The sequence below is a fragment of the Shewanella sp. QJM3NY_23 genome (assembly GCF_056173105.1).
Genome location: NZ_CM149657.1, coordinates 60,396 through 82,807, shown reverse-complemented (window position 1 = coordinate 82,807; position 22,412 = coordinate 60,396). Strand labels below are relative to the sequence as shown.

At 47.9% G+C, this 22,412-nt stretch carries 17 protein-coding genes and 1 riboswitch; of the genes, 3 read left to right on the top strand and 14 right to left on the bottom strand.

The genetic code is table 11. The features are described from left to right. Positions 1–981 (bottom strand): GTP 3',8-cyclase MoaA, encoded by a 981-nt coding sequence (gene moaA, locus AC0VXX_RS00345; protein WP_475515461.1) that lies wholly within the window; start codon positions 979–981, stop codon positions 1–3. Further along, positions 969–1,102: riboswitch (molybdenum cofactor riboswitch) on the bottom strand. Its footprint overlaps the gene before it by 13 nt. Positions 1,103–1,331: 229 nt before the next feature. On the opposite strand from moaA, the gene AC0VXX_RS00340 reads away from it, so the two are divergent. Both AC0VXX_RS00340 and AC0VXX_RS00335 read left to right on the top strand, forming a co-directional pair. Beyond that, positions 1,332–2,981: an electron transfer flavoprotein-ubiquinone oxidoreductase gene (locus AC0VXX_RS00340; protein ID WP_475515460.1), complete on the top strand. Its 1,650-nt coding sequence runs from the start codon at positions 1,332–1,334 to the stop codon at positions 2,979–2,981. 237 nt (positions 2,982–3,218) lie between these two features. Next, entirely contained in the window at positions 3,219–5,135 is a 1,917-nt protein-coding gene (locus tag AC0VXX_RS00335) for a methyl-accepting chemotaxis protein (RefSeq protein ID WP_475515458.1), read from the top strand. Positions 5,136–5,230: 95 nt separating this feature from the next. Here AC0VXX_RS00335 and AC0VXX_RS00330 read toward each other — a convergent pair whose 3' ends face one another. The 6 genes from AC0VXX_RS00330 to AC0VXX_RS00305 form a co-directional block, all read right to left on the bottom strand. Continuing rightward, positions 5,231–5,551 carry a DUF4870 domain-containing protein gene (locus AC0VXX_RS00330; protein WP_475516893.1) on the bottom strand — a complete coding sequence of 107 codons (321 nt, stop codon included), beginning with the start codon at positions 5,549–5,551 and terminating at the stop codon, positions 5,231–5,233. Positions 5,552–5,633: 82 nt separating this feature from the next. Next, a complete protein-coding gene (locus AC0VXX_RS00325) occupies positions 5,634–6,344 on the bottom strand; it encodes an MOSC domain-containing protein (RefSeq protein WP_475515457.1) in 711 nt (236 codons plus the stop codon). Between the two features lie 449 nt (positions 6,345–6,793). Continuing rightward, the gene (locus AC0VXX_RS00320; protein ID WP_475516892.1) at positions 6,794–7,651 is read right to left on the bottom strand and encodes a PfkB family carbohydrate kinase; all 858 of its coding nucleotides are present in this window, start codon (positions 7,649–7,651) and stop codon (positions 6,794–6,796) included. Positions 7,652–7,860: 209 nt separating this feature from the next. Then, entirely contained in the window at positions 7,861–8,451 is a 591-nt protein-coding gene (locus AC0VXX_RS00315) for an HD domain-containing protein (RefSeq protein ID WP_475516891.1), read from the bottom strand. A gap of 108 nt (positions 8,452–8,559) precedes the next feature. Beyond that, positions 8,560–9,897, bottom strand: coding sequence for a coproporphyrinogen III oxidase family protein (locus tag AC0VXX_RS00310; RefSeq protein WP_475515456.1), 1,338 nt, complete (start codon positions 9,895–9,897; stop codon positions 8,560–8,562). 268 nt (positions 9,898–10,165) lie between these two features. Continuing rightward, a complete protein-coding gene (locus AC0VXX_RS00305; protein ID WP_475515455.1) occupies positions 10,166–11,044 on the bottom strand; it encodes an AraC family transcriptional regulator in 879 nt (292 codons plus the stop codon). A 191-nt stretch (positions 11,045–11,235) separates the two neighbouring features. Between AC0VXX_RS00305 and AC0VXX_RS00300 the strand changes: the two genes are divergently transcribed. Then, positions 11,236–12,399 (top strand): iron-containing alcohol dehydrogenase, encoded by a 1,164-nt coding sequence (locus AC0VXX_RS00300; protein WP_475515454.1) that lies wholly within the window; start codon positions 11,236–11,238, stop codon positions 12,397–12,399. Positions 12,400–12,489: 90 nt separating this feature from the next. Here the strand turns inward: AC0VXX_RS00300 and AC0VXX_RS00295 are convergent, their stop codons facing one another. The 7 genes from AC0VXX_RS00295 to AC0VXX_RS00265 all read right to left on the bottom strand — a co-directional run bounded on the left by AC0VXX_RS00295 (position 12,490) and on the right by AC0VXX_RS00265 (position 22,402). Beyond that, on the bottom strand, positions 12,490–14,073 hold the full coding sequence (locus AC0VXX_RS00295) for a methyl-accepting chemotaxis protein (protein ID WP_475515453.1): 1,584 nt from the start codon (positions 14,071–14,073) through the stop codon (positions 12,490–12,492). 327 nt (positions 14,074–14,400) lie between these two features. Further along, positions 14,401–15,783, bottom strand: a complete 1,383-nt coding sequence (locus AC0VXX_RS00290) for a class II fumarate hydratase (RefSeq protein WP_475515452.1) — start codon at positions 15,781–15,783, stop codon at positions 14,401–14,403. A 299-nt stretch (positions 15,784–16,082) separates the two neighbouring features. After that, complete coding sequence (locus AC0VXX_RS00285) at positions 16,083–17,072, bottom strand: formate dehydrogenase subunit gamma (protein ID WP_475515451.1); 990 nt, start codon at positions 17,070–17,072, stop codon at positions 16,083–16,085. A gap of 71 nt (positions 17,073–17,143) precedes the next feature. Continuing rightward, complete coding sequence (gene fdh3B, locus AC0VXX_RS00280; RefSeq protein ID WP_475515450.1) at positions 17,144–17,713, bottom strand: formate dehydrogenase FDH3 subunit beta; 570 nt, start codon at positions 17,711–17,713, stop codon at positions 17,144–17,146. Positions 17,714–17,733: 20 nt separating this feature from the next. After that, positions 17,734–20,589: a molybdopterin-dependent oxidoreductase gene (locus AC0VXX_RS00275; RefSeq protein ID WP_475515449.1), complete on the bottom strand. Its 2,856-nt coding sequence runs from the start codon at positions 20,587–20,589 to the stop codon at positions 17,734–17,736. Between the two features lie 17 nt (positions 20,590–20,606). Beyond that, the gene (locus AC0VXX_RS00270) at positions 20,607–20,804 is read right to left on the bottom strand and encodes a twin-arginine translocation signal domain-containing protein (RefSeq protein ID WP_110458741.1); all 198 of its coding nucleotides are present in this window, start codon (positions 20,802–20,804) and stop codon (positions 20,607–20,609) included. A gap of 569 nt (positions 20,805–21,373) precedes the next feature. After that, on the bottom strand, positions 21,374–22,402 hold the full coding sequence (locus AC0VXX_RS00265; RefSeq protein WP_475515448.1) for a formate dehydrogenase subunit gamma: 1,029 nt from the start codon (positions 22,400–22,402) through the stop codon (positions 21,374–21,376). Positions 22,403–22,412: the final 10 nt, after the last annotated feature.

Genomic DNA, 22,412 nt, shown 5'->3' with positions numbered 1-22,412 from the left:
TTAACCGCCAATGGATGCTAAATGCTGGGTAACGCCGGTGATGCCATCATGGAGAAAATGAGTTTGCTTTTTGGTCTGCAGTTGACCATGCAGCCGCTCAATAAGCTCGCTGCGCTGCTCACGTTGCTGTAGCAAGTCTCTAAGATCAACACCGTGCTCGGTAAAGAGACATAAGTGCAGCTTACCTTTAGCCGATACCCGCAGACGATTACAGTTAGCGCAGAAGTTTTTCTCATAAGGCATGATCAAACCAATACGGCCTTTAAAATCGTCATGGCTGAAGTTTTGCGCTGGCCCATCATCGACTGCCGAGCGGTCTAAATGCCAGCCATCTTGTATTAGCTGAGCTTTGATGTCGGCACCGGCAAGGTGGTGCGCCTGAAAATAGTCACGCCCTAAGCCGGTTTCCATCAATTCGATAAAGCGTAGGTCGATAGGCGTATTTTTAATCCAGTGCAAAAAGCGCGGTAAGTCTTTGTCGTTTAGCCCTTTAAGCAGCACAGCATTAATTTTTACTCGCTCGAAGCCGGCCGATAATGCCGCATCGACGCCACGCATCACCTCATCGAACTTGTTTTCGCCGGTGATCTGATAAAACATGCGTGGATCTAAGCTGTCGACCGAGACATTGATGCGTCTTAGCCCCGCATCAAACCACTCCTTTGCGTGCTTTTCTAAGCGGTAGCCGTTGGTGGTCGTGGCAATAGTAGAGATATTGTCGTTATCGGCCACAATACGAATAATGTCGCTAAAGTCTTTACGCAGGGTGGGCTCGCCACCCGTAATACGAATTTTTTGCGTACCCACTTCGCCAAAGGCGCCGACTAGATTTTCAATCTCATTAAGATCTAAAAACTTAGGCTTACCATCTGGACGGTAGCCATCGGGGAGGCAGTAAGTGCATTTGAAATTACAAACGTCAGTGACTGACATCCGTAAATAGTGAAATCTTCGACCAAAATTGTCTTGTAGTTGAGACATGATCACCTTTCCAAGTAAGGGGAGGTGAGTCAATTTCTCTTCTCACCCCGGTGGCACTATTGCCACGGCTTACTGTCCATATCATAGACGTAGGACAGAAAGCTCGGAGAACCGTCGTTTGCTAATTATAGGCCGATTTGCTGCCTAGTTAACACCTTTCACGCCACATTTTTACTCCGCCCCCCTGTCACCGTTAACATTCTGTGACAGCGCTCACGCAGATAATTGCTATCAATTAGTCTATCTTGACTGCTTAAACTCTGTGCCATCTAGCAAATTTAAGGTAAGGTGTTGGCAAAGAATAAAACACCCGTTTCAATCGGGGGATAAGTAATAAAAGAGGTGAAGTGATGGAACGCGAATCGATGGAGTTTGACGTTGTTATCGTTGGGGCTGGGCCTGCAGGCCTAGCCACAGCGTGTCGACTAATGCAGATATCCCAAGACAGTGGCCAAGAGTTATCTGTCTGCGTGGTAGAAAAAGGCTCTGAAGTCGGTGCCCATATTTTATCTGGCGCCGTGTTTGAACCTAAGGTACTGGGTGAGCTCTTTAGTGATTGGAAAACTACAGGTGCGCCTCTTCATACTGCAGTCACTCACGATGAACTCTTTATGTTGGGATCTGAGTCCGCTTCGCGTGCCATGCCTAATGCCTTAATCCCCAAGACAATGCACAATGAGGGGAACTACATCATCAGCGTCGGCAACCTTGCCCGGTGGTTGGCTGAGCGCGCCGAAGCACTTGGCGTTGAGATTTTTCCCGGCTTCCCCGCCAGCGAACTGCTGTTTAATGACGACAACAGCGTCAAAGGCATCATCATTGGCGACATGGGCATTGGCGCTGATGGCCAACCTAAAGACAGCTATGAACCGGGTATGGAACTGCATGCCAAATACACCGTCTTTAGTGAAGGTTGCCGTGGCCATTTAGGTAAACAACTGATCGAAAAATACCACCTAGACAATGGCAAGACGCCACAGCACTATGGCCTAGGGTTTAAAGAGATCTGGAAAGTCCCTGCCGAGCAGCACCAGCAAGGTAAAGTGGTCCATACTGGCGGTTGGCCGCTCAATGATGGTGCATCGGGTGGCGGTTTCCTATACCACTTAGAAGATAATCAAGTGGCGGTGGGGTTAATTATCGACCTTAACTATCAAAATCCGCATCTCAGTCCTTTTGATGAGTTCCAGCGTTATAAGACCCATCCAGTGATCAGTCAATATTTGCAAAATGGTAAACGTATCAGCTATGGCGCACGCGCCATTACCAAGGGCGGACTAAATTCACTGCCCAAAATGAGCTTTCCTGGCGGACTGATCATCGGCTGTGATGCCGGCACCCTTAACTTTGCCAAGATCAAAGGCACCCACACTGCCATGAAGAGTGGCATGATTGCTGCTGAGACCATCTGTCATGCATTACATGCCGGGGTAGACGGTGGCAAAGATCTCGACTGTTACCAAGAAAAATTTGAACAAAGCTGGCTGCAAGAGGAGCTCTATACCTCACGTAACTTTGGCCCTGCAATGCACAAATTTGGCGCTTACCTTGGTGGCGCATTTAACTATATTGACCAAAACTGGTTTGGCGGCAAGTTCCCTATCACGCTGCGCGACGAGCATCCTGATCACGCTCAAATGGCCGAAGTGGGTGCCTACAATAAAATTGATTACCCTAAGCCTGACGGTAAGCTCAGCTTCGACAAGCTCTCTTCGGTGTACTTGTCAAACACCTATCATGAAGAAGATCAACGCTGTCACCTGCGTTTAACAGACGAGAGTATTCCACTGCAGGTTAACCTAGTAAAATTTGATGAACCCGCCCAGCGTTACTGCCCCGCCGGGGTATATGAAATCGTTGAAGAAGCGGGCGAAAAGAAATTTATGATCAATGCTCAAAACTGCATCCATTGTAAAACCTGCGACATTAAAGATCCCAGCCAAAACATCACCTGGGTAACGCCAGAAGGCGGCGGAGGCCCCAATTACCCTAATATGTAACCAACTTAGTTGTAAATAAAAACACGCTCACATGAGCGTGTTTTTGCTTGCGCTTGTGATAATAAGTAACCATAATCGCTCACCATACCTACAAGCGTTACCTAAAGCGCACATTTAACATCATCCTACCAATACACTATCGAATGTTTGAGCATGTTTGATCATTCTTGCTCGGCCTTAGATTGACTCATCAAATTAGCTACCGCTATTTAACAATTGTAGATGTGAGTGACCGCTATGACGCTTAATATGCTAACCATTAAACAAAAAATCTTACTCACCGTCGCCTTGGCCGTGTTGTTATCAACCGCCCTCGTCGGTGTGCTCAGTCAACGCAGTGCCAAAGATGTGGTCGAGCAACGCATGCTGACCTCTGAACTGCCCAACACCCTGTTTGCGATCCGCAATAAAATTGAAATGGATATCGCTATTCTGCTGGAGGCCGCCGAGCAACTCGCCAGTAGCAAAATGTTGAAACAGTGGCTGGTCGCCGGACGTCCTGCTGAAAGCGAAGCGATTGTCATCGAGCAGCTCAAGAGTATGCAGCAGCAGTACCACCTGGCTCAGACCTCTTATGCTGACCGCGAAACCGGCGCCTATTATACCCAAGACGGTTTTTTACGCGTCCTAAGCCCAGAGCAAGATGGCTGGTTCTTCGACTATAGAGACAGTCGTCAAGAGCGCATGCTCAACGTATTTACCGAGGCCAATGGCGAGGTCAAACTGTTTATCAACTACCAGCAACCCAATGACAGAGGTTTAGTGGGGCTGGGGAAATCCCTAGACGATATGGTGCGCCTACTCGGCTCATTCACCATAGAACAGAGCGGATTTGTCTACCTTGTTGACGCTAAAGGTCAGGTACAGCTGCACCAAGATACCAGCCAAATTGGCAAGGCCAATGTCGCCTCTCTCTATCCGCAAAGTGATACTCAATCTCTATTATCTAAAAGCGAATTTAAGCTGATCAGAACCGAAATAGACGGCGAGTCAGTATTAGTTGCCAGCAGTTATTTAACCTCGATGGATTGGTATGTAATCGCTCAAGTGCCCGAAAGTGAAGTGTTTGCCTTATTAGAAGAGTCCGCCTACCAAATTTTAATGTGGACCGTACTGATCGCCGCCGCCTTTATTGGTTTGGCCGTGATCGTCGCAAGCTCTGTCAGCCAACCTATCGCCAAAGTCGCTAACATGCTCCAAGATATTGGCCAAGGCGAAGGCGATTTACGCCAACGTCTGCCCGTTGATGGCAATGATGAACTGGCCCAACTGGCGCAAGGGTTTAATAGTTTTATCGAAAAAATTCAACGATCTATTATCGAAGTTACCGACACCAGTGTACAGTTAAGCCACGCGGCTAAAGAGGTGGCCGAACAAGCCCAGCAAACTTTAGATGACAGCCTGCTACAGAAAGATCAAACCATGATGGTGGTGACCGCGATTAATCAAATGGGCGCTACGGTTCACGAAATTGCTGGCAACGCAGCGCAAGCAGCCGACAGTGCAAAAGAGGCCGATCGAGAGTCTAAATCGGGCCAAGATGTTGCAGGTGATGCACGCGATACCATCAACGCCCTGTCGCAGGATGTTGAACAAGTGGGCAATGTTATTGAATCTCTCGCCAACCACACCACTTCTATCGGCAGTATTTTAGATGTGATCCGCGCCGTGTCTGACCAAACCAATTTACTGGCATTAAACGCTGCTATCGAAGCGGCGCGTGCCGGTGAAGCTGGCCGAGGCTTTGCCGTGGTCGCCGAAGAGGTACGTAATCTCGCCTCTCGCACCGCGGTATCAACCGATGAAGTACAAAAAATGATTGATAACTTGCAAGCCGAAGCAGCCCGAGCTGTCGCTGCGATGCAGCAAAGCAAAAGTCGCAGCGAACAAGGGGTGCAGGCCGTTGATAAGGCGCGCCATTCATTAGTCGAGATAAGCCAACAGATTGGTGCCATCAGCGACATGAATATCCAAGTGGCTGCTGCAACTGAAGAGCAATCGACCGTGGTGGAAGACATTAATCGCAATGTCACCGAGATCAGTGAGATCACCCAGCGCACGACGGAAACGTCCAATGCCGTCGCGCAAGCCAGCCAATCGCTTAATCAACTGGCCTTACGCTTAGACACTTTAGTCGCGGGCTTTAAAGTGTAAAACCCTGAGTAAAAAAATAACAAGCCCGCATTCGCGGGCTTGTTATTGCAACTTATATTTAGAGGTCTACAAGGGCTTAACCGCTAACAAGGCGCCTATGGCTTAAAAAAAGGGATCGCTAAGGGATAACGATAACAGATCCCCTCACTGGCCTTCATCGCCGCAATAATGGTGACCACAATATCGAAAATCGCCAGTACGCCAAACAAAATAAAACCAATGCCGATAAACATCAGAATAAAGCAGATCACCGCATAGATAATCATACTGATCTTAAAATTTAAACAGTTACGGCCACAGTGGTCGACAAACGCAATCTCGTCGCGCTTCATCAGCCATACAATCAAGGGGCCTAATATCGACCCCAGCGGGATGAGATAACCGGAGAAGCTGGCAAGATGTACTGCTACCGCCATATTTTTATCATCTCTGGACAATGCCTCGTATTCAGTCACGACTCTCTCCTTGGTAATACATCATTTATTATGGGTATTCATCTTATTTATATTCAGCACGTAAACCAGAATGTATCGCCTCTGGACCGAGCAGACGCATCTGCCAAGGCTCAATCTTTTGGCTGGCTAAACGGTGTTGCAAACTGACCACCCATGCCAGTGCTAAGCCGGTGCAATGGGCAAGACGTTCGTAAGCTGCGGCATCAAATTGATTCGCAAAATAGATCGCCATAGACTCGCGTACACTGATATCGCTGCAACGTTCAATCAAGCGGATCCCATCACTTAAATACAAAGTTCCTGGGGTTAAAATGCGATAAAACCAACCGCACAAACCGCTGGTTTGCATCGCTAAGGCAAATTCAGGATGACCAAATTGATGATTAAGTTTAAAACAAGGTGAACGTCCCTGCGTCACCTGCACTCGTATCTCACCAATAGCAAAAATATCACCAATATTGACCTGAGTTTCATCGAGACCGACCGTACTGATATTTTCGCCCATCGCCGGCGCATCTTTAAAACCAGTCATCATATCCCAGCGCCGGTATTGGCCATAATGTTCGCGCGGAAAATGATGTAGCACGCGATCTAAACCGCCATGATGCTTAGGGTCAGCCTGGCTATCACCCTCGACTCCCAAGGTGCCCACAACCAACTGCTGGCAAGGCTGCTTTGCATCGATCATGCTATTAACCGCTGCGACTAGGCACACCTGATCGCCAGCATATAAGCCAGATATTTTTTCAATCATCAGTTACCACCACAAGAAGTGAATCACCCAGCTCTGCAATCATAGTACGATTCATATATGGGTTTTATGTTATCAATATCCCCCTAAACTCAAGATAAGTTAACACAAAATGGCTTGATTGCTAGCAGCGACCACAGAGATTTTTTGCGTCACAAACTGATTAACATCGTAATAAGATCAAAATGTTACAACTTTTAAATCATGCTATTGCCACAAAAAAGTTCGTCAATAGGGATAAATAACAGGCAAAAAAAAATGCCCCAGGATAAGGGCAAGAGAACAGAAACACGCTACTCAATAGAAGTCAGACTTTTGGTCAGCGCTACGCTGTGACCATGAAGCCACTATAAGCGGCAATGATGACACTAAGATGACAGTGTTAAATAAATATCGGCGGATTGATTCAAAGTCAAAAGGGACGGCCTACAAGCTAACACCGTGTGCCAACCTCAAAGCTTATCACCCATCGATGCCTCTAAGTAGTGCTGTAGCTGCGGCCCCGGAATAGAGCTGTGAGTCGACACCGCAAATGCCGCCCAGCGCGCGGCTTCCTCCATAGCCACCACAACAGGATCCCCCTGCACTAAGCCATGGATTAATCCAGCAGCATAAGCATCGCCCGCCCCTGTCGTATCCACCACCTCGGCAGGCTGCGCCGCCACGTGCTGCTCACCATCGGCTTGGTATACCATTGCCCCCGACTCACCATCGGTCACCACAAAGGCTTGTAAGCTGGCACCTGCTATGGTTAAACCGTATTGCCAAGGCGATAACTCACTTCGTCCTTGCATGTCGGCCTTAGAGGCAATTAACACATGACAAGGCCGAGGACGATTATCCTTAGCCAGTTGCGCTATCACCCAGCAATGATTTAATGCGGTCTTAGCCCAACTCACCGCACCTTCGGCCGACGAATTAATATAAAGCGCATCCCAGTTAGACCACTTAGGTGGAGCGGCTAACTCGAACAACGGCCGCTGCGGGCGAATAATGGTGCGCTCACCATCGGGTGTCATCACTAGGAGCATTTCAGGGGTATTACCGTCATGACGCTGCATCAAACGGCAGTCGATCCCTAAGGTACTTACCTGCGCTAATAGCCAATCGCCCACTTTATCGCGGCCCACTTGACTCACCAGCGCCACATTATGACCCGCCCAGACGAGGCCAATACCTGTGTTGGCTCCGCCACCGCCGAGGCGCTCACCACCATCTTGATAGTGGAATCGTCCCCCCATTTTAAGTGGCTTATTGAGCTTTAAGATACGGTCACAATTTAAGTTGGCAACCAGCAAGATATTAGCCATGGGGACTCCGGCATAATGGGCAATTGAGCTGATAATGTGGTTATTATTAGCCATAAAATGAGTGTCAGGTGACGCACTAAACTCAATCAATCAGCCATGCGCCGTGTGGCAACCTCTCTTTATACCAAGCCGGCTATAATAGCTCAACTTTTCATAGTCTGGCTTGGTAATAGATAGCGTGTGACGATGAAAAAGTGCTACAACTGCGGTTATATTTCGCTGGCAAGCTGCTGTAAAAAAGCCCGCATGAACTCACTACGTTTTAGCGCTTCAATACGACCCGCAGTGGTGCACATGGTGTCGCTTAAGTCCAGTAGCTTTTGATAGAAATGATCTAGGGTAAATTGCGTATCATCAGGGAGACGCTGCTGACAAAATGGATCGTCAAGGCTGTATAAGCTGCGTTGCAAACTGCTGCCAACCTGAATACATCGCGTAATACCTATCGCACCTAGTGCATCTAGCCTGTCGGCATCTTGTACGATTTGTGCCTCTCGGGTTTGTGGCGTCACTTTGGCACTAAAACTGTGGGCGACAATGGCATGGTGGATCGCACTAAAATGCCTTGAGGGATAGCTTATCTGGCCTAAAAACTCGATAGCTTGGTCGGCTGCCAAACGTGAGGATTGGGCGCGCAGAGGATCATCTTTCGCCAGCGATACGCAATCATGTAACCAAGCTGCCGGCACCACCACATCGGCGCAAGCGGCTTCTTCACGGCACAGTTGCTTAGCCGATTTAACTACCCGTAACACATGTTGCAAGTCGTGCGCCGCATCACTGGGGCGCTGTAATTGCATAAACTGTGAAAATTGCTGTTCAAACTCGCGCAACGCTGGCTCCTCAATACAAAAAAGGTTGAACCTAGTTCAACCTTTTTTAGTTATCATTTCAAGAGGGTTAACCCATTACATGTCGCAGGCCTTAAGCGGCTTACGCAGCTGAGCACGGACGTTATCCATGCCAGAATAGAACTCTTTCATCATTAACAAGCCCATCATCTTGCCATTATCGGTGACGATCAAGTTGTCAGGATCGGTCGGATCATCCTTAATGGCACCAATGGCCTTCATTGAGGTCATCTCTTTAAACAGCGCCCAATCCAAATTGACCCCAAATGTCTCGCGGAAATACTTACGCGATAACCGACCGGAGAACATGCCCAGCAAGAAGCGATACTGCATCACATCTTTTTTACTGTAGTTCTTCTGCTGCTCGACACCCATACGGCCTGCGGCGATATTTTCTTGATACTTACGCAAAGAGAAATTGTTCACATATAAGGTGTCATTGAGAAAGCTAAATGATCCTGAGCCAACTCCTAAATACTCATCATAATCGATGACATACTCATCAAACCCTTCATTATTGGCCTTACCAAATGCCCATGCCGATAGCTGATTGTATTGACCATTGAGACTATTGAGAATTTGACGATATTGACGAGCCATATCGCCATGCGGCGCCGCCAGCTTGTCCTTAACACTCTTACGCGTTTGATGGGTGATCATCAAAGGATACGTGGTAATTTGGCGTGGATCGAGACGCGCGGCCATATCTAAATCATGCTGGATCACTTCATCGGTTTGACCACGAAAACCAAAGATTAAATCGACGTTGATAATAGGGAAGAGTTCTTTGGCCGCCATGATCTTGTCAAAGGTTTCTTGGCCCGAACCGAACTTTTCTAAGCGATCTGTCATCGCCAAAATATCATCATTAAAGCTTTGCACCCCAATCGACATGCGGTCGACTAGGCCTTTTAACTGTTTAAAGCCGGGGCTGTCTAAATGCTGTGGATCAGACTCACACGACACCTCTTTAATGCTAGGAAATAGCGTCTTAGCATGTTCAATGGTGCGCGCGAGCTCATCTTCTAATACCGTGGTAGTGCCCCCCCCGATATACATAGATTCAAAGTCATAACCAAGCGACTTCACCATATCCATCTCTTTACGCAGCGAAATAAAATAGGCGCGCGCCTTATCCTCTTTAAATATAAATCGGTGGAAGGTGCAGAAAGAGCACAAGGTATGGCAAAAAGGAATGTGGGCATACAGCATGTATTTTTTGCCTTCGACGGGCGCAGGCATCATAGACGCTGATTGGGTATCGAGTCGCAAATTTTTATCAACATAATACTGCATCACTCGTTCCATTGAGCTGAGCATCCAGTTGGGCACAGTAATATTCGCTTGATACGGCTGAATCATATCACCAGACACCGCTTGAACAATTGAAGACATAAACATTCCTAACTGAAACAGACCTTGAATAGCAAAGCCGTTGAATAAATAATGACTTAAAAAAGATACCTAACCTTTTGTGAACCATAAAAGTATCAGCTTCGCTGTATATAAAACGTGAACTCGCCGCCAGTTACAACACCTAGCACGAGATAAACTGCATAATTGTTAAGCATGTCATACTTTAGCAACAAATGATTTATTAGGTGGCTGACCATCAGTAATCCAACACGCTCCACAATCCGTAACCGCTACTCACCCCGCACGTCTATAATGCCGCCTTAGCACTCTCACCTGGGCTTTGATTGAAATAACGCTTAAATTCACGGCTAAATTGCGCCGGACTTTCATACCCGACGGCCAGTGCGACCTCTTTCACCTTGAGTTGACGCAGTTGCAATAACTCACGGGCTTTGTTGAGGCGGATTTTTTTTAAATACTGGATAGGTGATGAAGCCGTAACCTCCTTAAAGCAGCGGTGAAACGCCGAAGGGCTCATATTCACTAAATTGGCTAATTGTTCCACCTCGACGCTATCACCGTAATGACGATGTAAAAAAGTGAGCGCCTTATCGATACGCGACAAACGAGTGTGGCTCAGCGCCAAGGCATACAGAGGCGCCGCATTGTCGAGCGCCAGTAGCCGATAAAGCAGCTCTTGCACCATAGGTCGCCCTAATACTTGCGCCTCTAAGGGTGACTGCAACACCTGTAATAGTCGCTCGATACAACAGGCCATATCGTCGCTATTCGCGGCAACAAAGTAACCGGGTTGGCGCGTCTCATTGAGATCGCTAGGCACCTGATTATGCTCGTCCATCAAGCGAACTAACTGGGTCAATAAAGGCAAGTCGATATCGACAATTAACACCAATACCGGCTCAGCAACCGATGCAAAGGTTTCACACTCTAACGGCACTGGCACCGTCATCACCAAGGAGTTTTGTGGATCATAGTCGAAGACCTGATTGTCCAAATACACCCGCTTCTTACCTTGGCCTACAATTAAGATGCCCTGGGAATAACACATGGGGCCACGCGAGCCATAAGCGGAGCTGCGAAATACCTTAACCCCCGCAATGGCGGTGTCGTTAAAACCCTCCTGCGGCGCTAACGCCAGCATCAAACTTGCAATATTTGTCATCATTAGTCTCTATCATCATTTTACAGCGACTTTATCACCAAGACAGGAAAAAGCATCAAATTGTGCCAATTAAGATCAATATCCACCAGATGTGATAGGAATAGGCACAAATTGACCAGCAATGGGTATTTATGTTTACGCCAATAAGCCTAACATTAACGCTATCATTTCAGCTCGACTACAAGGTACTTAACATGCTCAATTTTGATTATCGCAACCCAACCCACATTGTGTTTGGTAAAGATAGAATCGCCGAACTGGATAAATTGATCCCAGCCGATGCCCGTGTATTAGTCACTTACGGTGGTGGCAGCGTGAAACGTTTCGGCACCTTAGACAAGGTCATCGCCGCTCTAGGGTCGCGCACCGTGTTTGAATTTGGCGGTATTGAAGCCAATCCAAAATATGAAACCTTGGCTAAAGCCGCTGAGCTGGCGCGTAAAGAATCTATCGATTTTCTGCTCGCTGTCGGTGGCGGCTCGGTAATGGATGGCACTAAGTTTATCGCTCTCGCGACCAAGTTTGAAGGTGACAGCAGCAGCTTGCTATTCCACGGCTTTAGCCCTGTTCCTGTCGATGCTAAAGATGTATTGCCACTGGCAACCATCGCTACCTTGCCAGCAACAGGCTCAGAGATGAATGCTTTTGGCGTGATAAGCTATCAAGGTGGTAAGTTTCCGGTTAACCACCCGAGCATCTACCCAACTTTCTCTATGCTGGACCCAACACTGACCTTTAGCCTACCAAAAATTCAAGTGGCTAATGGTGTGGTTGATGCCTTTGTGCACGTAATTGAGCAATATGCAACCTACCCAGTAGATGCCCGCGTGCAAGATCGCATGGCCGAAGGCATTATGCGTACCCTAATTGAAATTGGCCCAATCACAGTTGCTGAGCCAGAAAACTATCAGGCACGCGCCAACCTGATGTGGAGCGCCACCTCAGCCCTTAATGGCATGATAGGGGTCGGTGTGCCGTTTGACTGGACCACACACATGATTGGCCATGAATTAACGGCGCTGTTTAATATCGATCATGCGCAAACACTGGCCGCGGTATTGCCATCAGTGTGGCGCGTGCGTAAAACCCAAAAGCACGCCAAGTTACTGCAATACGCAGAGCGCGTATGGGACATCACCGAAGGTGATGAAGATAGCCGTATCGAGCAGGCTATCGCTAAGACAGAAGCCTTCTTCCAACAGGTCGGCCTGAAAACGCGCTTACGCGATCATGATATTAGCCAAGATCAAATTGAGTTAGTCATTGATGCTCTCAAGGCACATGGTATGACGGCGCTATCAGAATCTGGCGATCTTGATTTAGATATCAGCCGTGAAATTTTACAGATGGCTTGGTAATCTTTCTGCCAACGCGTGAGATAATAAAAAACCGCCTTGAAAGGCGGTTTTTTTTACTTATCCATTAGCCTAAAGGACCTCGGCTAGCAGTTACAACTTAAAATTGGCCACGACACCACTTAACTGCTCTCTCGTCGCTGCCAGCGATGTGGCACTAGACAGAGTGGCACTGGCGCTCAAATTAAGCTCATCGACCATTTCACGAATGGTGGTTAAGTTACGGTTAATCTCTTCCGATACCGCACTTTGCTCCTCAGCGGCTGTGGCAATCTGATTGCTAAGGCCATTAATATCAAATACATGAGCCACCAGCCCATCAAGATTATCGGTTACTAGCCCTGTGTTATCGGCGGCATCTTGGCAGCTACGTTTAGTTTGATCCATCGCCGCCACCGCCTGCTCTGCCCCACTGCGCAAACGATCTAACATGGTATTGATCTCAGAGGTGCTGGCCTGAGTGCGCGCCGCGAGTGCCCGCACTTCATCAGCCACCACAGCAAAACCGCGCCCCTGCTCACCAGCGCGCGCCGCCTCGATGGCAGCATTCAATGCCAACAAGTTTGTCTGCTCGGCAATTTCTCCAATCACATTGAGCACAGTGGCGATTTGACGGGTATTTTCATGCATTTCGCCAATGGTCGTCGCGGCTTTATCTACCTCACCGACCAAGGCAATCACTCTACCTGTGGCCTCCTCGACAGCCTGTTTCGATTTATCGGCTTGGGCATTGGCTTGCTGAGTAAATTGCGCCGCCGAGGCGGCATCACCTGCCACATTTTGTGCGGTGGCGCTCATCTCTGTCATCGCCGTCACGACCTGATCGGTTTCAATCGTGTGAGTCTGCAGCGCTTGGCTATTGCTGGTCGATTGCTCATTGAGTTGCCCAATTTGCTGCGACATATGATCTGATGCTTGAGAGATATCGGCGAGCATTAGGCGCAGGTTATCAATCACACTGTCGAGATCCCCAGCCAGAGAGCACAGCTCATTATTACCATTGATATTGGTTTTATGGGTTAAGTCACCTTGGGCTAGTCGCTCAACCACAGATTTAATTTGATTGATAATGGCAACCAATTTATGACTCATCACCAAGGCCAAGATTAACGCTATGGCAATGGTCAATATAATGAGGCTAATAATGGTGATTTCTGCCTGCCTAATGTCATCAGCCGCCACCCCAGCCAAATCATGATTACGCGCGGTAATAGCCGATACCAAACTGCGAATAATATCACTGATCTCAGGACCTAATGCGCTGCGCTCACTGGTAAAAACCGGCTCAGAACCTGTGCGCTCCGCCAGCGCGAGCTCTTCATTATATAAGCGTACATACCGCTCGACCGCAGGCTGGAGCCTTTCAATCTTGCTGCTGGCTTGGTCTAAAAAGGTCACATCGTAATTCTTCAACTTAGCAATTAACTGGCGTGCGCTGTTTTGGCTGTTAACGACCTCGCTGGCATTATGCGTAGCAGTGGCGATACGTAATAGAAAAAAGGCTTCACGCACATCAGTAACGCCCTCTGCGAGTTGAGTATTATGCACTAAACGCTGATTAGCCTCTTCCAGTCCAACGAAAGTGCTATAAGAAAGAAAGCCGATAACAACAAGCAGAATACTTGTGAGTACAGTTGGTAACGCAGTCAGAATACTGGTTTTGGTGTGCTGGATCATAATAAACCTCTAACGTGATAGGTGAGCAGTGAAGGCGATAACCAATAAGAAAACCGTCGCTTAGTAGACTCTGTCTGTGAGCGACATTCTCTCATTACTGCCTCATTCACTACCCAAGAAGTAAGTATAGGAGCTGTTTTTACTGTCGATGACAGACTCTTAATCCATTAGATTTAGTTATTACACAGCATGACCATCCGTACTAGGCTTACACCATTAGATATCGACAACATGTCAGCAAACATAAGGGCTACAGACATCTGACCAGAAAGCCTCATCGTATAAACGCTTAAAAAATAAGATGTAAAGATTAAAAAAGACCTAATTTTATTTACCCAATCCGCCATAGGTTAACCGTTTGGGGTCGAGTAAGCGCCGCAGCTCTTCACGGCTTAAGTCGGTCTGCTCGGCAGCCACCTCGACGATTTCACGTTGCTGCTCGTAAGCTTGTTTCGCAATCTCAGCCGCTTTAAGGTAACCAACCACAGGTGCTAACGCTGTCACCAGAATGGGGTTACGCCGTAGCGGCTCCTCTATATTGGCCTGATTCACGCTAAAACTGATAATTGCCTTATCGGCCAGCAAACGGCTCGTGCTGCTGAGTAATTCGATGCTATGCAACAGGTTAACCGCTATTAGCGGTTGCATCACATTGAGTTCAAAGTTACCCGACTGGCCACCAAGGGTGATGGCCGCATCATTACCTATCACCTGTGCAGCCACCATACAGGCCGCTTCGGGGATCACCGGATTGACTTTGCCCGGCATAATGGATGAGCCGGGCTGCAAGGGCTGTAACGCTATTTCGCCGAGTCCGGCCAGTGGCCCCGAGTTCATCCAGCGCAAATCGTTAGCTATCTTCATCATCGCCACCGCGCAGGTCTTCAGTTGCCCCGATAGCGCCACTGCAGTGTCATGGCTGCCCATACGGCTAAACAGATTATCGGCTGGACGAAATCTAACTCCAGTGATACTACTGAGCTTATCGCAAAAACAACTTGCAAAGTCGGGGTGGGTATTGACCCCAGTGCCGACTGCCGTACCGCCTTGGGCAAGCGCCGACAATGACGGCTGCAGCGCGATGAGCATCAGCTGGCATTGCTCAATTTGACTGGCCCAGCCATCAAGCTCTTGGCTAAAGCGCACTGGCATAGCGTCCATCAAATGGGTACGGCCAGTTTTAACCCGCTCGGTTAAGGTCAGAGCTTTTTGACTGATAATCTGTTGCAGATGGCTTAGTGCGGGCAATAATTGCTGCTCAAGCGCCAACATGGCACTGATATGAATACTGCTAGGAATAATATCGTTACTGCTTTGGCCTAAATTGATCTCATCGTTGGCACTCACCTCACGGCCTAGGCGCTGGCTGGCCAAGCAGGCGATAACCTCGTTAGCGTTCATATTGCTGCTGGTTCCCGACCCGGTTTGAAACCTATCGATAGGGAAATGTTGCATCAGCAGTGGATCGTTCTGCAGTTGTTGCACCGCATTGACAATGGCATTGACCGTCACGCTATCAAGTAATGCGAGCTGGCCATTGGCCTCTGCTGCCGCGCGCTTGGCCAGTAATAAGGCGCGTATAAAGGCCTCAGGCATGGGGTCGCCACTAATAGGGAAGTTATCCAAGGCGCGCGCCGTTTGCGCGCCGTACAAGGCATCAAATGGCACTTTAATCTCCCCCATACTGTCTCGCACCGTTTTGTATTTCATCGCCACCCCCTTCTCAATCCACCTCTGTTGAGCTTAGATCAAAACCGACGACTTCACTGCCCACTAGCCAATCAATTCATTGAGAATATTGATTATTTAACAATATCTGCGGTATCCAGTTATATTCAAGCTCAGTCTTGGTTGGCGCAGAGCGTTGAGCACATTTATCGCCATCACACCATGTATGATAAGCCCCCTTAACTCAGGCATAAAAAAACACCTCACTGGTTACCCAACGAGGTGTTTATCAAAGCGGTTGTAGTGGCTAGCGCCTAAGCACTATCACCTAAGACTACAGCCTATTTTTTATACTTAAGCGTACCGTCGGCTTTGATCTCATCGAACCACAAGTTGTGGTGCTGAGTCGCCCAGTTTTCATCACAGTAACCCGACACCATACACTCCATGCCACCTTCAGACATCACGGTTGCCATGAAGATATGCACGATTGAGAACGCGGTGATGATGATGGCGCTAACTGAGTGCAATACCAAAGCAATTAAGCTCAGGGTACGGCTAGGCTCGAACAAGTTCGGGAACAGCAACAACATGCCAGACGCTGAGATGATTAGGCCAAATAGCGCGAACGCCCAGAACCACATCTTCTCACCGGCGTTAGCAAAGCCCGCATCAGGGTGTTTGCCTTTGAATGGACCGAAGTTGATGTAACCACCCACCACCATGAACCATTTAACGTCATACATCTTAGGTAGCTGGTTTTTAGCCCATAAGCTGACCATGAGCGCCCAGCCCAACATAAAGGGGATGGCCATCACGTCGTGCACTTGCTTTGCACCATACACCAGTGCCGCCCAGAAGCCTTCACCCAAATAAGGTTGGAAGAAGAAACGTCCGGCCAACAGGGTTAATCCGGTGAGGATCAACAGTAAGCAAGGAATGGCGCCAAGCCAGTGGATCGATACATCAAACTTCGACCAGCGATACACCATTTTACCCGAGAAGCCATGATGCAACTTAGAGATACCATTCACTTTAATAAACAGTATAAAGATGACAATCATGCCAAACAGCGCAGCCATTAGCGCTGGTGCTAGCCAGTCACTGCGTAGCTCGAGTACGCGTAAATCATAGGTGTTAATGGGTTGATTATGGAATTGACCATCTGAAGTGGTTTCACCGGTGACGCCTGCTTGTAGCTGCGACCAGATCTGCCCTTCTGTTGCCTGAGCGTGCGCCGCGGCATCATCATGGGCAAACGACAATGCACTAAACATTGTCCCCACAACAAGGGCTAACACTAGGCTAATTTGTTTGAACCAATTGTTCATATTACATCCTTATCGTCCACACCGGCCCTAGGGCACGGTGTGGATTATAGTGGCGTTATGCAAGCTGAGGATTAACCCCAAATTGCATTTTTTGAACCACGGTATGCAACACGCTCGCGGAAGATGTTTGAGATAACCTCAGCATCACCTGCCAGTAGCGACTTAGTCGCACACAGTTCAGCACACATAGGCAGCTTGCCTTCTGCAATACGGTTTGCACCGTACTTCTGACGTTCTGCATCTGAATGATTCTCTTCAGGACCACCGGCACAGAAAGTACATTTGTCCATTTTACCGCGGCTACCAAATGCCCCCTGTTTAGGGAACTGAGGCGCGCCAAATGGGCAAGCAAATAGGCAATAGCCACAACCGATACAGGTATCTTTGTTGTGTAGCGTTAGGCCATCTTCTGTCTTGTAGAAACAGTTTGCAGGGCAAACCGCTTGGCAAGGTGCATCTGTACAATGCATACACGCCACAGAGATAGACGCTTCGCCTCGAACACCGTCATTGATGGTGACAACGCGACGACGCTGAATACCCCACTCTAGAGCAGAGTCGTTTTCGTTTTTACATGCAGTGACACAGCCGTTACATTCGATGCAGCGCTTGGTATCACATAAAAATTTCATTGTAGCCATATTGGCAATTCTCCCGGTACTTAGGCTTTAGTGATCTGACAAAGCGAAGCTTTAGTCTCTTGCATCTGCGTCACAGGGTCATAACCGTAAGTTAATGCCGTGTTCGCTGACTCACCAATCACATAAGGCACTGTACCTTCTGGATAGTTGTTCTCGAGGCTTTCGCCATGCATCACACCCGCAAAGTGGTAAGGCATCCAAGTCACACCAGGTTTAACCCGTGGGGTTACCATCGCCTGAATCTTAATGCGGCCACCTTCAGCACCCTCTAGCCATACAGTGTCACCGTTACGGATACCACGGTCAGCGGCATCGGCAGGGTTAATTTCAACAAACATCTCTTGTTGAAGCTCTGCTAGCCATGGGTTAGAGCGTGACTCTTCACCACCACCTTCGTACTCAACCAGACGACCTGAGGTCAATCCTAATGGGTACTTGACTGAACTGTCTTTCTCTTGGATTGACTTGTACAGCGTAGGTAGACGATGCACTTGCATATCGTCATAAGTTGGGTACTTAGACACAAGATCACGACGTGGCGTGTACAGAGGCTCACGGTGCACAGGTACTTGATCAGGGAAGGTCCATACGATACAACGCGCTTTAGCGTTACCAAATGGAATACAACCATGCTTCATAGCCACGCGCTGGATACCACCTGAAAGGTCAGTCTTCCAGTTTTTACCTTCGGCAGAGACTTTCTCTTCTGCTGTAAGGTCGTCCCACCAGCCAAGTTGCTTGAGCATATCTGCGCTGAACTCTGGATAACCGTCTTGGATCTCAGCACCCTTAGAGAAGCTGCCTTCGGCCAATAGGTTCTTACCTTTGTATTCAACACCGTAGCGCGCACGGAAGTTACCGCCGCCCTCAAGCACATGTTTGTGTGTGTTGTATAGGATTTGCGTACCTGGGTGTTTCTGCTCTGGCGTACCCCAACATGGCCAAGGTAGACCGTAAGTTTCGCCTTTTGCTGGGCCACCTACCGCTTCAAGAGTTTTATTGCTAAACGTACCCCAGTTTTGGGTGTGTAGCTTCAAACGCTCAGGGCTTTGACCAGACATACCGATAGTCCACATACCGCGGTTAATTTCGCGAGTAACATCTTCAATCACCAGTACGTCATTAGCATCTTTGGCGATGCGCTTAGTGTACTCATCTGCGAAACCAAGCTTTTGTGATAGACGATACATGATCTCAAGGTCAGTCTTAGACTCGAATAACGGCTCGATGACCTTTTCGCGCCACTGCTGGCTACGACCGGAGTTAGACACTGAACCTTCAGTTTCAAACTGAGTCGCTGCTGGTAATAGATAAACACCATTCTTACGACGGTGCATCACACCCGCCATAGTTGGGAATGGGTCGACTACTACTACAGTGTCCATCTTATCTAGGGCGTCACGCACTTCGCTTTGACGAGTTTCGGTGTTAACCGATTGACCCCAGAAGAACGCCATACGCACACGATCTTTCTGTGCTAGCTTCTCAGGCGTTTCTAATACACCATCGTGCCAACGAGAACATGGAATACCAGGCGTATTCATTGGGATACGACCAAGGTATTCATTTTGGTCGAAACGACCTTTAACCCACTCGTAATCCAGTTCCCATACATTTGACCAATGCTTCCAAGAACCAGTCTTAAGACCGTAGTAACCAGGTAGCGTATCGAACAGTAGACCTAAGTCAGTCGCACCCTGTACGTTATCGTGGCCACGGAAAATGTTAGTCCCACCACCAGACACGCCCATGTTGCCTAAGGCGAGCTGCAAGATACAGTAAGCACGCGTGTTCGCGTTACCCACGTGATGCTGAGTACCACCCATACACCAAACTACGGTACCAGGACGGTTATCGGCCATTAATTTAGCCGCTTGGTATACATCTTCTTCACCCACACCCGTGATATTAGTCACTTCTTTAGGTGGGAATTTCTTCACCTCTTCACGGATAGTCTCCATTTCGAACACACGCTGCTCGATAAAGGTTTTATCTTCCCAACCGTTTTCGAAGATATGCCAAAGCATACCGTAGATGAATGGAATATCGGTACCTGGTCGCAGTGCACAATGCAGATCTGAATGCGCTGCAGTGCGAGAGAAACGTGGATCGACAACAATCACTTTCGCGTTATTCTTCTCTTTAGCGATAAGGATATGCTGCATCGCGACCGGATGTGCTTCAGCTGGGTTAGACCCAATAAAGAAGATCGCATTGGCGTTCTGGATATCGTTGAACGAGTTAGTTTGCGCACCATAGCCCCAAGTGTTTGCAACACCGGCTACCGTGGTAGAGTGACAAATACGCGCCGAGTGGTCGACGTTGTTGGTGCCCCACATTGCCGCGAATTTACGGTACATGTAGCAGCCTTCGTTAGAAAACTTAGCGCTACCCATAAAGTAAAGTGAATCTGGACCCGACTCTTTGCGGATGTCCAGCATCTTGTCGCCCACTTCGTTAAAAGCCTGCTCCCACGACAATTTTTTCCACTTACCATCAACCAATTTCATTGGGTACTTAAGACGCTTCTCACCGTGACCATGTTCACGCAGTGCAGCACCTTTAGCACAATGGCCGCCAGAGTTAAATGGATGGTCGAATGCAGGCTCTTGTCCTGTCCAAACGCCATTTTGTACTTCAGCATAAAGACCACAACCAACCGCACAGGCACTACATACGGTGCGTTTGATTTCGATAGGTGCATCATGAGGAATATCTTTGGCTTCGGCGCGACGCATCATGCCAGTACCAAGAAGAGATGCTGCTGCGATACCACCGGTGGTGATACCTGCGTGCTTCATAAATTGACGACGACTGATCCCTAGTGTTGACTTAGCAACGGCAGGCGCCTCATTTGATTTGCGAGTTAACTTCATCGCTTTTGTTCTCCTAATTAGCTACGCAAGCTGTTGTAGTAGCTGCGGATATGCGCAGTTTCATGGTAGCTGTCGGTGTGTTTTACACTTGGCTTAGTTTCCGCTGCATGGGCAACACTGACACCACTTGCGGCAATGGCCACACCGGCCGTACCACCAATGGAGAGTGCTTTCAGCAATGATCTACGATTGAGATCGGGCTGTTGCTTTTTCATTTTTGCTCCTAGTATTAGGACGATTCAAATAGTTGGGATGCTTCATTCAAATCAAGCGATAAAACACACGTTAAACAAATGTTGCGCCTAGGTGCTGATTTGGTAAATTTTATATATTTATTAAAAACATCCGATTAATTGCCCCTGCAATATAGGTGGATTTGATGCATAAAATATTGATCTAAACGGGGTAAGAACTACGCAAAAATAGAGTAAATAGCCAAAGTGTTAAGCCAATCATGTATATTCAAATATCCAGAGCAGCGGTTCGTCATAAAGGCGTGATACACCCAAACACAGATGTAAATTAAATGTTGCATGCTGAATTGAGCGTAATAGATATTGGTATACGCCATCAACGCCACACTTGACCGTTAACCGATAAATGGCTGGTCTTTTAGAAAATGGGGGCCGACATGGTTGCCACGTTTTGATAGCACTAACGAACTCATCCGCAGACAATATTCGGCAACACCTTTGGCCAATTTGACTTGAAAGCGAGCCAAAAAAAAGCACCTCATTGGATTACCAACGAGGTGCTTTTTATAAGTGAAGTTTAGGTAATAAACTTACTTTTTATACTGCAAGGTGCCGTTTTCTTTGATCTCATCGAACCAAAGATTATGGTGTTGAATCGCCCAGTTTTCATCACAGTAACCCGACTTCATCGATTCCATACCGCCTTCACTCAATACCGTCGCCATCCATATATGTACTATGGTAAAGGCAATCAAGATAATAGCGCTGATACCGTGAATAAGTAGGGCTGCCATTGACGCTTCACGTGGCAGATCTAAGCCAGGTAGAACCAACATGATACCGGACACACTGATAAATAGACCAAAGAAGGCCAGTGTCCAGAACCACATTTTTTCACCCGCGTTAGCAAAACCACTGTCAGGGTGCTTACCTTTAAATGGACCGAAGTTGATGTAACCACCCACCACGAGGAACCATTTAAGGTCATACATCTTAAATGTCTGCATTGGCATCCATTTAATGACACATAACGCCCAAGCGATAATGAACAAAGGACCGGCATAATCATGGATAGTCTTACTACCATAGATTAATGCAGCCCAAATATCGGCTCCGACATAAGGTTGCAAGGCATACTTACCTAGCATGATATTTAAACCAGTAAAGATCAGTGCTAAGCAAGGTATCGCCATCGCCCAGTGCAGCCACAAGTCGGCTTTTGTCCAGCGCAATAGCATTTTGCCGGAAAAACCATGGCTTAATTTAGATGCACCATTTACCAAGTAAAACAGTAAAAATGCACCAAAAACACCGACGACCGCTATGGCCATAACTGGCGTGAGGTATTTATTTCGGACCTCTTTACCTTCATTACCGGCAACGTTAATCAGCACCCCAGTTTCAACACCTTTAGCTGTGGTATAACCCGAATCACCGGCTTTTACCGCTCGCCATAGGTCAGCATCACTGGTCTTTGCGTTAGCCTGTTGCTGGCTCGATTGCTGATCACTCGCGTGAGCAGGCATAGAGAGCATCGTCGCCCCCATACCCAATCCCGTGATGAGCACTAACAGAGCAAACAGACTACGCAGTGATTTGTTTAACAGTTTGTTTAACATTGTCACTCCT